We start from the raw sequence: 12,302 nt of genomic DNA, 5'->3' as shown, positions 1-12,302 counted from the left end.
CCGCGAACGCATCGGCGAGCTCGGGAGCACGAGCATCGTATTCCGCTTTCGCCCGAAACTCACCCAACCAAATGGATGGAAAGGCTCTACCATTCACTCATGCACCTCACTCGTTATCCCTAAGCAACCAGCCCACGACCGCAGTAGTGGTCGTCGAGAATCAACTCGTTGATCACGGCCCGCTCGGCGTCTGCGGTCTGCTCCACGAAAGACTCGAACAGGCGCGACGCGAGTTGAGGCGGCACGGTGAAATCCGGTAGCAACTCGGTTCTAGCTCTCAGCGCATCATCGACGAACTCCAGCGCCCCAGCGCGGATCTCTGCCCTCACAGCACGCGTCGCCAGCTCAGCCGGCGCAAGCGCACGATGAACTGGCTGCGGATGGCCATAAGAATCGAACTCATATCTAACCACCTGCGGGTCGTCCGAGCTGAACAGCTTCTCTGCGATGAAACTCTGAGCGATGAGCGGCGGACCGGCGGCGGCCGGTTTCGCTTGATCATGGAAGCACCCCTCTGCCAGAACACCATGCTCACTTGCAACGCCCGCAGCACGCTCATCCGTTGCCATGTAGTAGCCATGCACATCGCGCCCGAGCAAGACATTCAGCCGGCGCTGGATGGTACCCGAATAGCCTATATCGACCACGGCCACACGTCCTTCGCCATCCAACCCCGCCCCCTTGAGATAGCTCATCAGCGGTCCGTGCTCTTCGGCAACCTGTCGCATGACCCGCGGCAGCAATGCCTCAAGAACCGGTAAAAGTTCGTCAACGTCCTCGTCCCGCACCTCTACCTTGCGCCCCTTGCGCCATAGTCCTCTGTCGTGCAACGACTGAAGCTCCGACTCATCCAGTTCCACCCCAAAACGCTCCCGGACGTATTCATCCAACGTACTGGGGCCGTAGAACGTACGTGCAATCGCCAGCATGTCATCCATGCCAGATATCGCTGGAACATTCACCGCACGACGTGACACCACCAGATAGGCGGCAGACGGAGTTTTGTCTGCGACAGCCGAGTACCGGCGGAACACTTCCAGCAAGAACTGCCCTTCCCGCGCAAGGAAGTAGAGCCGCCGTACGCCGTCAGCCTCCGCCCGAACCGCAAGCCACTGCACGAATGACAGGGCAAGAGGCCCCGCTATCGCGTAACCCAGTGCGCGCGGCCCAGCCTCTCCGACGAGGCAGGTCGAATCAAACCTATCGAAGAACGCAGGCGAAAAAAAGCGCTGCACAATCAGCCCGAGGGCGAGATCCGCATCTGGCAACGCGGAATCCTCAACCATTTCGACCAACGGCGCCATCCGCGGCAGCGCTCGAGCGAGCTCCACCGCGCGCAAAACATGCAGTGTACGCATGCCGCGATCTGCCGGAATCTGAAAATCCGAACGCTCGTTGTCCCCGATCACCAGCACCTCGTCCGCCCTGACCGCTTCCATCGCAAGCAGGTGATCGTATAGCGCCCCGCTGTCCTTGCGCACGCCCACTTCCGACGAAACATATAGGGCGTGCCAACCTGCCACCCCACACCGTTGCAGCATCAGCTCCACATGCCGACGCGGCAGGTACATGTCGCTCGCCAACACCACCCTTTTGCCCGCACGCAACGCTTCGGACAACAGGCGCCTGTAGTCCTCACGCGCGGAAACCGCTGCCAGCTCGACCTCGTGCTCGATACGCGTCAAGACATCAACGTCGCTCGCGGATAGCCCGGCGAGATCCGCCATTTCCTCAAAGATGGCGGACAGATCAACATCGCGCCCGACCCGAGCGCGGGCGGAGTTCTCGGCCACGGCCCGCCAACGCAGGTACTGGCTCCCAAGTTCGCCTCCCACTCGGCGGGCCACAATGTGCTTGATCTGCTCCGGCTCTAGCAAGGGCCTATGCAATAGCGTATCGAAGACGTCGAACACCACCAGTCGCACATCCGCGGCTGAAACCACCGCTCGAGCCGCATCTGCGGTGCGCTGCACAGACTGTTCGAAACGCCAGACCGACCAGGACGGCCGCAACTCATCACGAAGAATCGCCAGCGGTTTGCCCGAACTGCGAGCCACCACGCCCAGCAGACGCTCCATGACATGCGCCAGAGTGCCGTCCGTCTGACCTGCCTCCTCGTCGAACTCGTTCAGCTGCACGCCGCTGTTCAACAACGGTCGCAAGACGTCGGAGCGCGCCCAGAACATCGAACCGACCGGAAAGTCAAAATATCCGCGCGGAACCCGCCCGACTCCTAGCCGGTGGCACCACGCTGCTCCCTGCTCTCGATTGGCCAACCAGGTGCTCGCCACGTATGGCACTCCGGCATAGCACTGTGGAAACACCATGCCAGCCCCTTCAGTGAGTAGCGAAAAGATACGCCGTACACGGTCTTCGCTACCGAACAGCGAGCCCAGGAGATAGTCACGCCATCCATCGGTCGCCCCCCGGTTATATAAGGACCTCTTCGAGTGGATATGCGCAATGAAATCGAACTCGCTCAAGGCCTGACCGAAAGTGCATAGCATCGGCGCAATATCGCGCCCACGGTTCGGCACTACCTCCACCCTCAGACCAGCGAGCCGCGGCAATTGCTTGAACACCTTTCGGCACGTGGTCTCGGCGCGGCTGTCCGGAACAGAGACGAACAGATGAAATTCGAATGGAATGCAGCGAAGACTGTCGGAAAACTCCGCAGCCAGTTCCGGATAGAACACATGCGCGTGGACCGCAACCCTACCCGGAGCGACCGCCAGGGGCGCAACACCGGTAAGGTCCACTAGGCCAGCAGCAGCCTCCGCCTGAATGCCGCGCACACCTCGCTGACGCCACATCTCGTAGTGCCCCATGCCGCGGAACAGGAAACCCGCATGGCGATAGGCCAACTCCACCAATGCATCTCGCCGCCGTACCGGCAAGCGCCAGTAAACCGCGCGACCGAGCCGGCGAATCCGCGTCCGCACAGCAGCACTGCTCAACAATCCTGACATATCCCGCCAATCAACCAGGCTGCACGTCCGTGCAGCGCACACCGCAAGTAGCGGCGAAAGCCGCCCAAGCGCCCATTGAACCTCGCTCTTCGCGCAATCTCGCCGCCCGACGAAGTCGTGTCGTCATGTCGGCCGACCCGCTTTCGAACGAGGCGGTCAGCCGCTGCCACAGTTCCCTGACCAAGTCGGGCTCCGTCACAGGAATTTCGGTTTCAAGTGAAACCACTGGCAGCCCGCAGGCGTGAGCCTCGAGCGCTCCAGCATCATGGCCAGGAGCCTGCCGACAACCAAGGTAAAGATCGGCTGCAAGTAGCCAAGGCTCGAACGCCGGATCATCCAAAATGAATAACCTGCGCAGCGCCTGCGGCAGCGCGAGCGAATCGCCCTGCGCGTCAGCCCAAGCTTCATCGACCTGTCCCAGCCACACGAAAAACACGCCATTATGCCTGTTCCCTACGGCCATGGCGGCGTGTGCAAACTGCAACAAACCGCTACCGGCACCCCCGGCCCCGCATCCAATCACAATCCGGCTACCATCCGGCAAGCCAAGCATGTCCCGCCGCACTTCTCGCAATCCCTTCCTCAGCCCTTGCGCGGCAGGCACGTCGGCAACATACGGCGCCCAATCACCATCCCAATCCCCCACCAATGGATAGTCCGCCTGCACAACCGTCGCAGCATCGGGCTCCAGCAAATTCATCAACTCGGTCGCCAGGGCCGCGGTGGGCACCACAACACGACATACGCCAGCAATACTCCTATCCCGGCTCAGGCCTTCAGCGCTCTCCAAACAAAGGACAACGCTCGTATCGCCACCGTTGCCCGAACGCAAAACATCCAAATACAGCGCCATACCCCGAAAGGGAATGCCCCCCATATCAGACGCTGACGCAACCGATCCAAGCTGGTCATCCTGCTTCATCCCGCACGCGGCCAACAGCCGCTTGCGGCGTCGCTCCGCCATCAGGTCGCCACGCATGGTTGCGAGGATCAGGTGAGGCTCCTGCTTCGCTCGTGTCGAATCAAGCGTCGTGGCGGGCAATGTCCGCCGGCTGAGTTCGCCCTTCAGCAGACGCAATGGAGCCGTTAGTTTCCATGAGGTCGACGCCAGTAGCGCATCCCGTTCGGCCTCCACCAGTTCTAATCTTCCGGCCAGATCGTTCTCGACGTAGGCATTCCGCGCGCGCTCACGCGCAAGTGACTCCAGAACGAACTGATGACTGGACACCTCGCGCCGGGCCTCAAGCAGTTGCGCCATTGTTGAACGCTGCCGGCAACGAGCATCCGCCAAGGCCATGCTCAGCAGCGTCAGCACCTTGCGCGGCGCGATCGCCGCTTCTCCCTTGCGCTGAGGTAGCAGCGCCCTGTACTCGGCCACCATCTGCCCCGCGGTATGCACCGGCTGCTGACGCAGCCTTCCCGCCATCTCGGCAAGCGCCCGGCGGTCGCGAGCCATGTCGTATAACCGCGCAATCACGACAGCAGCCTCGGGCACCACGAGATAGCCGGTCTGCCCGTCAACAATACGCTCGGAGAATGCGCCAAGATCACTTGCCAGCACAGGCACCCCCAGCGCGTGCATCTCGCTCAGCGTGTAGCTGAACGTCTCCGGCAAGGATGACAGCAACAAGGCACAGTCCGGGCCGAAAGCGGCTACATGCGCTGCCATCTGCGCCTGTGAGTAGCTCTCGACCACCTGCACGTTCGGCTGTCCCGCGAAGGCCCTGCCGAACTCACCGCAGCCTAGCAACATCACATCGGCGAAAGCGGAGACGCCAGGCAGCACCTCACGCAACAAGTCCAGACCCTTATGCGGCGCTAGTCGCCCGGGCACCAATAGCTTCAAACGCTCAGCTGGGCGCGGTAGAAGCGGCACGGGCACCGACGCCAGGCCATGTGCGATTAACCGCCATGAGCGCCCGCGCAACAAGGGAAACAACTCCACATAGCGCTCATGTACCGACCTGCTTGGCGCTACGATCATCACAGACTCATCCGCCAGCCGGGCACCGTAGGCCGTGCGAAGGGCCTGCCAACGTTTCACGTCAGCGTGCTGCCAGAAAACATTGAGCGGATTGCTCGCAAAGCACCGCGCAAGGGAACTCGGTCCGCACTCGACACAGGTCTGCTCGAACCAGCCAAACAGCGCCGGACAGAACGGAAACAGATCATGCAGCACCACAAACGTCGGCAATCCGGTATCAAGCGCGTCGAGCGAATGACCGATCAGTGAAGACACCACAACCGCACGGACATCAAAGGCAGCGATCAAATCCGCCAGTATCTCGCGGTACTGAGCATGCTCGGTATCGCAATAGCCGATTGGTCCATCCAGCGTCCACGCGATCAACACCTCATCCGCGAGCATCGGATCTACCAACTCGAGCCTTACCCCCGCATGGTTGCGCCAGCTACGCGACCTCAACAGCAAGTGGCGCGCTTCGCCAGCGTCCGCCCCCGCCAAGTCGTGGACCCAGCGCATCACCCCACCGCCCCAGCTGTGTGCCACATGAAGCCAGACCTCATCTGGCAACGGGCGGGCGGCTACCGAATTCACGGCTGGCACATTCACCACGTCCATACCCACATGGGGGGCCGTGTCCTGCCACAGCACCTCCCGAGCGGGTAGCGGCGGACGGCGTTCGCGCTCACGGCTCACCTCGGCCGCCTCGTCTGCGCCAAGTGCAGCGCGTGCCGCGTCAATCGCGTCGCGCAAGGGCCGCAAAGGGTCGTCCACGATGAAACGTCGCACTACCTCCGCATACTCAGGATGCAAGGCATTCAGGCGTTCATCCCCCTGCTTCATCAACGTACCGCGTTCGTGCGCAAAACTCACGCCACCGCGGTGGTACACAAAGACGTCTGCGCAAAGCAGGTTACGCCACCCCGCCTTTGCCGCCCGTCGGCAAAGATCGTTCTCCTCGCCATAGCCCCGTGCGAAAGCCACATCATCGAGCACGCCAACCGCGTCCAGGCAGGCGCGCCGAACGAACATGCAGAAACCAACACCACTGGGCAGATCCATCGCCACGCCGGACAAACGGCGAGAGAAAACCTCATCCAACGCCGCAAGCCCCAATCGGCCGGGCACCTCACCTAACCAGCCCTCGTAGGGATACGAGCAGATCGTCGCATTGTTGGAGAACGGTGTGATAGTCGCTGCGTCCGGATGAGAGTCCGCACAACGCAGGATGCGGTCCAGCCAATTGCCGCTTACCTCCGTGTCGCTGTTCAGCAGCACCACGTCACGCCCGGGATGCAGTGCGAGCGCCCGGTTCACCGTGCGGACGAAACCGAGGTTGTACGGATTGCGCAGCAAGCTTATTTGTCCGGCGTCGGCCAGTTCCTGCAACCACGCGGAGAGCGTCGGCTCCGGAGACGCATCATCCACCACCACCAGCTCGAACATTGTCTGCTGCCGGCAGGCCAGAACACTTTCAAGACAGCGGCGCGTATCGGCTTCGCCCGCGTACACGGGAACGATTACATCCAGCATTAGCCCAAATTGCCCCTTCGTTACCAAACCGCTGAATCACGGATCGCCGATCCGAGCCCAGGATCGTCCTTGTCGACCTTCATGCGTAACTTTACCGCGCGAGGCGGGCGACGACACACCACAACCCCAGGCATCCCGGCCACACCGTCAGCGGGCAACTCATGAGAGAACCTTGACTCCCGCTGCGATGAGCACAAGAGCCAGTGAAATCTGGATGAAACGCCCCGAGAACCTCCCCGCGAGCAAGCTCCCGGCAACTACGGCCGGAATCGAGCCCAGCAAGAGACTTGCGAGCATCCACCAATCAACCAGTCCGGCCAAGAGATATCCGATCCCGGCAATCATGGCCAACGGGATTGCATGCACGATATCCGTTGCAACCAATCGATGCGGCGTCATGCGCGAAGGATACAGGTACATCAGCATCACGCTACCAAGCGCTCCCGCCCCAACCGATGTCAAGGCCACGCACACTCCGAGGACAGCCCCAGCAGCAGCGCCCACCGAACGCCGCATCGACTCTCTGGACTGGCGAAGACCACCGAACCCGTCACTCGCGAGAGCTGCCAGTTTAGGCCCGACAAGCAGCCCGACCCCAGCAACCAAGACGAGCACCCCGATTGCCACGCTAAGCCACTCTATCTTGCCAACTCGCAACCCAAGGCTCACGAGCACGACTACCAATAGCGCCGCTGGCAAGCTACCCGACCACAAGCGCCCTGCCACCTGCCAGTCGACATTCCCGTTGGTCTGGTGGACTCTGGCGCCGACGAGCTTGGTGATGGCAGCGAACCACAGATCGGTCGCAACCGCTGTCGTCGGCGGCACCCCAAAGACAAGCAACAACACCGGCGTCATCAAGGCGCCGCCACCCACCCCCGTCAGACCAACAACAAAACCGGTCAGCGCGCCGGCAACAGCATAGGCACCATCAATCATTTCTGCGATAGAGACGTTCGAAAGTTGCGGATTGGAGAAACCCGGATCTCACTCATGACGGTATCGTCCCCCGAGACATGGCCGCCGCACGGTTGCCCGATGCCGGATGCCGGTCACGAAGGACCGAAAGCTGTCGCATTACGCTGCTTATGCATTAATCAACAATTTTTCCATGGTATCATTTAGGAAACACACATTCCATTCAATCATGAAGCAAATTGCGACAGCCCGCGAACGCAGTCTTTACGGTCTGGATTCCGAACAGACTTGGAGCACCGAGCGGGCATATGAGCACCTGCGGGAAACGGGGTTCGCTGACACTAAGCGCACAGCCGAACGCCGGCTGCAGTCCTGCAACCTTCTCCCGCCGGAACTGAACGAGGACCGGCTGACTGATGAACTGGGGTTTCGCCCCAATCGAATTGTCCTCGACTGGGCGATACAGCAAGCACGCAAACGCCGCGAGCGAGTTCTTTTTGCCCAACTCTGCCCCTTGCCAAACGGCAAGCCATGCCTGCATGTCAACGATGCGCGCGGCGCGCGCTTCTGGACCCCAGTTGCCGTCGAAGACACGGAGCACTTGCAGAACGCGGTCCTAGACCTACAGCGACATCTCGGCAAAGCCATTGCACTGTTCCCGCACGGTGCGCTGCTAGGCCACCTCAGAGGAATGACGGCCAACCCCCAGATCCGTATCTTTCTCGAGGCGTATAGACCTTTGCTTGAACTCAGCCGCGGCACAGATTCATCTTCTGCAGTCAGGGCGGCCTCGTCGCCTCACCTCAACCGACTCGAGGCCGAGAGCATCCACATCATCCGCGAGGCGGTCTCCGAAGCAAGGAATCCGGTGATGCTGTTCTCTATCGGGAAGGACAGTTGCGTCATGCTGCATCTTGCGCGCAAGGCCTTCCATCCATCGCCCCCACCGTTTCCGCTGCTGCATGTCGACACGCGATGGAAGTTTCAGGAGATGTATCAGTTTCGCGACCTAGTTGCGCGCGATAGCGGCATGACGCTCTTGGTGCACGTCAATCCGGAAGCGATCGCCAAGGACATCAACCCCTTTGACCATGGCTCCGCGCTGCATACCGACATCACCAAGACCGAAGGACTGAAACAAGCGCTCGACCACCATCGGTTCGACCTTGTGTTCGGCGGTGCTCGGCGAGACGAGGAGAAGTCGCGCGCGAAGGAGCGTGTGTTCTCCTTTCGAACCGCAACACACCAGTGGGACCCGAAGAGGCAACGCCCAGAACTCTGGAACCTCTACAACACCAGAACGAACCCAGGGGAAAGCATCCGTGTTTTCCCGCTCTCGAACTGGACCGAGTTCGACATATGGCACTACATCCATCAGGAACGGATACCGGTAGTACCTCTGTACTTCGCCAAGCCCCGTCCTGTGGTCGCGCGCGCAGACATGATCATGCTGGTCGATGACGAGCGCTGTCGGATGCTGCCTGGCGAAGACATCGAGATTCGCACCGTTCGATTTCGGTCGCTTGGTTGCTACCCGCTCACCGGAGCAATCGAATCCGGTGCGAAGACGATCGAGGACATCCTCGTTGAACTGGCCAACTCTCGCCAATCCGAACGCCAAGGACGGAAGATTGACACCGATGGAAACAGTTCAATGGAGAAGAAGAAGCAGGAAGGGTACTTCTGATGAGACAAGCCAAGAAGGCAGCGCCAGCTATCTGCCGAGCCCCTACCAGCACCATCGCTTCCGCGGGTGATCTGCTCGCACTTCAGGCCGGCCAGGACACGCTACGCTTCATCACCTGCGGCAGCGTGGACGATGGAAAGAGCACATTGATCGGGCGCCTTCTCTGGGAGTCCCAACAGATCTTCGACGATCAGTTGCTTGCGCTGGAGGCCGATTCAAAGCGACACGGGACGCAAGGCAAGGATCTTGACCTCGCGCTGCTGATCGATGGGCTGGCAGCGGAGCGGGAGCAAGGCATCACCATTGACGTGGCGTACCGCTTCTTCTCTTCGCCCAAGCGTAGGTTCATTGTCGCAGACAGCCCCGGTCATGAGCAGTACACCAGAAACATGATCACAGCCGCGTCCACCGCGGACGTCGCGGTCATTCTTGTCGACGCGCGCCTCGGCATACTCACGCAAACGCAAAGACACGCCAACCTGGTTTCCCTCATGGGCATCAGCCACGCGGTGCTGGCAATCAACAAGATGGATCTGGTCAGCTTCGATCCCGACGTGTTCAGCGCCATCAGGAGTGACTTCGACAAGCTCGCAAGCAGATTGCAACTCGAGCACACGGCCACAATACCGATCTCGGCGTTAAGAGGCGACAACATTCTCGAGCGCTCCGAGCATACTGCTTGGTACGACGGCCCGACGCTGATGGGATACCTGGAAACCGTCGCGCCGTCCTCGTCGGAGAGTGAGCGCTTTGTGTTCCCCGTCCAGTGGGTTAACCGTCCGCACCCTGATTTTCGCGGTCTGAGTGGTACGGTGGCTAATGGGAGGGTGGCGCAGGGCGATACGGTCCGGATCACGGCGTCCGGCCACACCGCCCGCGTCGACAAGATCGTGACGTATGACGGCGACCGGCACGCTGCCGGAGAGGCGGAGGCCATTACGCTAGTACTCGACCGCGACGTCGACGCCTCGCGCGGCGACATCATCACAGCCGCCGACGCTCCTCTGGAAGTTACCGATCAGTTCGAGGCAACGGTCATCTGGATGCACGAGGACCCCGGCCTGATCGGCCGCAACTACGAACTGAAACTGGCGACTCAGTGGGCGACTGCGTCGATCACCTCGATCAAACACCGAGTCGATGTCAACACCGGCGCCCATGAGTCCTGCCGACAGCTCGCGATGAACGATATCGCGCTGTGCAATCTCGCACTCAGCCGCCCTGTTGCCTTCGACAGCTATCGAGCCTCCCGAACGATGGGTGGATTCATCCTGATCGATCGATACTCACGCGCGACCGTCGCGGCAGGACTCATTTCCCATAATCTGCGCAGAGCACAGAATGTTCACCGCCAGAGCCTGACCATCACACGCAAGGATCGCGAGAGACAGAACGGTCACAACGGAAAAGTCATCTGGTTCACCGGGCTCTCGGGAGCGGGAAAATCTACCCTCGCGAATGCACTTGAGCAGGAGCTCCATGCGCAGGGCAAGCGCACATACATCCTCGATGGTGACAACATAAGGCAAGGGCTGAACAAGGATCTCGGATTCACGGAGCGAGACAGAGTCGAGAACATCCGCCGGGTCGCCGAGGTCGCGAAGCTGATGATGGATGCCGGATTGATTGTCATGACTGCGTTCATCAGCCCCTTCCGCGCTGAGCGCGAAATGGCATGCCAGCTCATCGGCAAGGACAACTTCATCGAAGTCTACGTTGGCACCACCCTGGAGATCTGCGAACAGCGTGACACTAAAGGCCTATACAAGAAGGCCAGGGCAGGGTTGTTACCCAACATGACAGGCATTGGCAGCCCCTACGAAGCGCCCGAGCAACCCGACATCACCATCGACACCGGCACCACCCCGCTGCCCGATGCCGTTCGCACCCTGATTGAGCGGATCAATGACACGCCCTGACAAGCCCGGCGAGGTTCACCGCGCGCCTGCCCGAGCCAGCCAGTCAGGCCCGTTCTCGCAGTCATTCTCCAGTACTAGATCCCGCTTCTCACTGCAGTCCAGAAGCATGCGCTGCAACGGTTCATCGCCACTATTGATGTACTTCCAGAAATCGATGCCCAGCTGCACGTCACCGGGAACACCAACGGCAATCAGTTCCCTGTCTGCCGAGAGGAGGCGCACGATCTCACCTACGCCACTCCAGCGCAGGAACCAGTCAACCAGCGCTGCTGCGTACTCCTTTCTGCCCTCCAGGACCAGAAGTGCGGGCTTTCCGGCACACAGCGACGCCCCCCTTACCAGACTCGCAGCTTCACCACGATCTACCAGGTTGTAGAGAACTCCTACACCCTCACCAGACAATGCCGACGAAGAACACGCCGACACTGACTCTTCCCCATCCCGCACCAGCAGTATCCCCGCGCGCCCTTCCGCATGACGTTGCAGCATGGGGGACAGCGAATCGTGAGCCACCACTACTCGATCGAATGACATCCAACCGCACTGCACCGAACGCTCTTCGAACTCCTCGCTCCATCCAGCCGCGAACTCGCCCAAGACCCTTTCCAGGTCTTGAGAGGCAAGCGTGTCGAACATTTCGCAGGCCAGGCGAGTAATCCAATCGTCGCCGATCTCCGGAACGCGTCCCAGACCAGCGGAATGATTCAGCTCCGGTGCCACACTGCGCCGCATCGTCTGCACCAGAGTTGACGACACCTCCTCCGGACCGACCAGCCAGCGAGCCAGCGCCGCGCACACCTCATCAGGGTGGCGAAGCAATTCGTCGTAGCGGACAAGGGCCGAATCCGCCCCGCTTGCCACTGACAACGCGCCCAGCATGTGCCCAACCCAGAGTTCGAGGCCAACTCGGCGCGGGAGCCCGTCCCGCCGGTACAGAGATTCGGCGCACACCCAAGGGTCGCGCAGCGTGATCACATAGCGCGGTGCAGCACCGCATTCTGCAAGTGCCGCTGCATACAGCGGGACGAGGCGGCACAGTCGCGGATCCTTGATCGCCAAGGCCTCTGGAAACCTTGCTTTGCCTCGCTTGCCGAACTGCTCCCACAAGACATCCACCACATCTGCGACATCCTGCAGGTAACCAGCCATCGTTGGGTTCCGAGATTCCGGCGCCGAGTCATACCAGGCCGAACCGCGGCGCCGCAGAATACGTTCATTCACGCCGACGATTGCCGCATTCTCCCAGAGACCACGCTTGTTGCATTCGTGCGCCCCCAGAACGTCCGCCCCCAGACAGTACCCGGCAACTTTCA

General features: G+C 60.9%; 6 protein-coding genes. 2 read left to right on the top strand and 4 right to left on the bottom strand.

The genetic code is table 11. The features are described from left to right. Window positions 1-119: 119 nt before the first annotated feature. From IAI53_RS00285 to IAI53_RS00275, 3 genes are all read right to left on the bottom strand, one after another. Window positions 120-2,870 carry a rhamnan synthesis F family protein gene (locus IAI53_RS00285; protein WP_187716186.1) on the bottom strand — a complete coding sequence of 917 codons (2,751 nt, stop codon included), beginning with the start codon at window positions 2,868-2,870 and terminating at the stop codon, window positions 120-122. A gap of 109 nt (window positions 2,871-2,979) precedes the next feature. Continuing rightward, window positions 2,980-6,465, bottom strand: a complete 3,486-nt coding sequence (locus IAI53_RS00280; RefSeq protein WP_187716185.1) for a glycosyltransferase — start codon at window positions 6,463-6,465, stop codon at window positions 2,980-2,982. Between the two features lie 159 nt (window positions 6,466-6,624). Further along, a complete protein-coding gene (locus IAI53_RS00275) occupies window positions 6,625-7,404 on the bottom strand; it encodes a sulfite exporter TauE/SafE family protein (RefSeq protein ID WP_187716184.1) in 780 nt (259 codons plus the stop codon). A 670-nt stretch (window positions 7,405-8,074) separates the two neighbouring features. Between IAI53_RS00275 and cysD the strand changes: the two genes are divergently transcribed. Together cysD and cysN are read left to right on the top strand one after the other, a co-directional pair. Then, a complete protein-coding gene (gene cysD / locus IAI53_RS00270; protein ID WP_222948195.1) occupies window positions 8,075-9,070 on the top strand; it encodes a sulfate adenylyltransferase subunit CysD in 996 nt (331 codons plus the stop codon). Continuing rightward, complete coding sequence (cysN, locus tag IAI53_RS00265; protein WP_187716182.1) at window positions 9,070-10,989, top strand: sulfate adenylyltransferase subunit CysN; 1,920 nt, start codon at window positions 9,070-9,072, stop codon at window positions 10,987-10,989. The genes cysD and cysN overlap by 1 nt, the downstream gene beginning before the upstream one ends. A 15-nt stretch (window positions 10,990-11,004) precedes the next feature. Here the strand turns inward: cysN and IAI53_RS00260 are convergent, their stop codons facing one another. Further along, complete coding sequence (locus IAI53_RS00260; RefSeq protein WP_187716181.1) at window positions 11,005-12,138, bottom strand: hypothetical protein; 1,134 nt, start codon at window positions 12,136-12,138, stop codon at window positions 11,005-11,007. Window positions 12,139-12,302 lie beyond the last annotated feature (164 nt).

This window comes from Thauera sedimentorum (genome assembly GCF_014489115.1).
GTDB lineage: Bacteria > Pseudomonadota > Gammaproteobacteria > Burkholderiales > Rhodocyclaceae > Pseudothauera > Pseudothauera sedimentorum.
The sequence above is the reverse complement of the archived record's forward strand: the minus strand, read 5'-3'. Positions and strand labels throughout refer to the sequence as shown.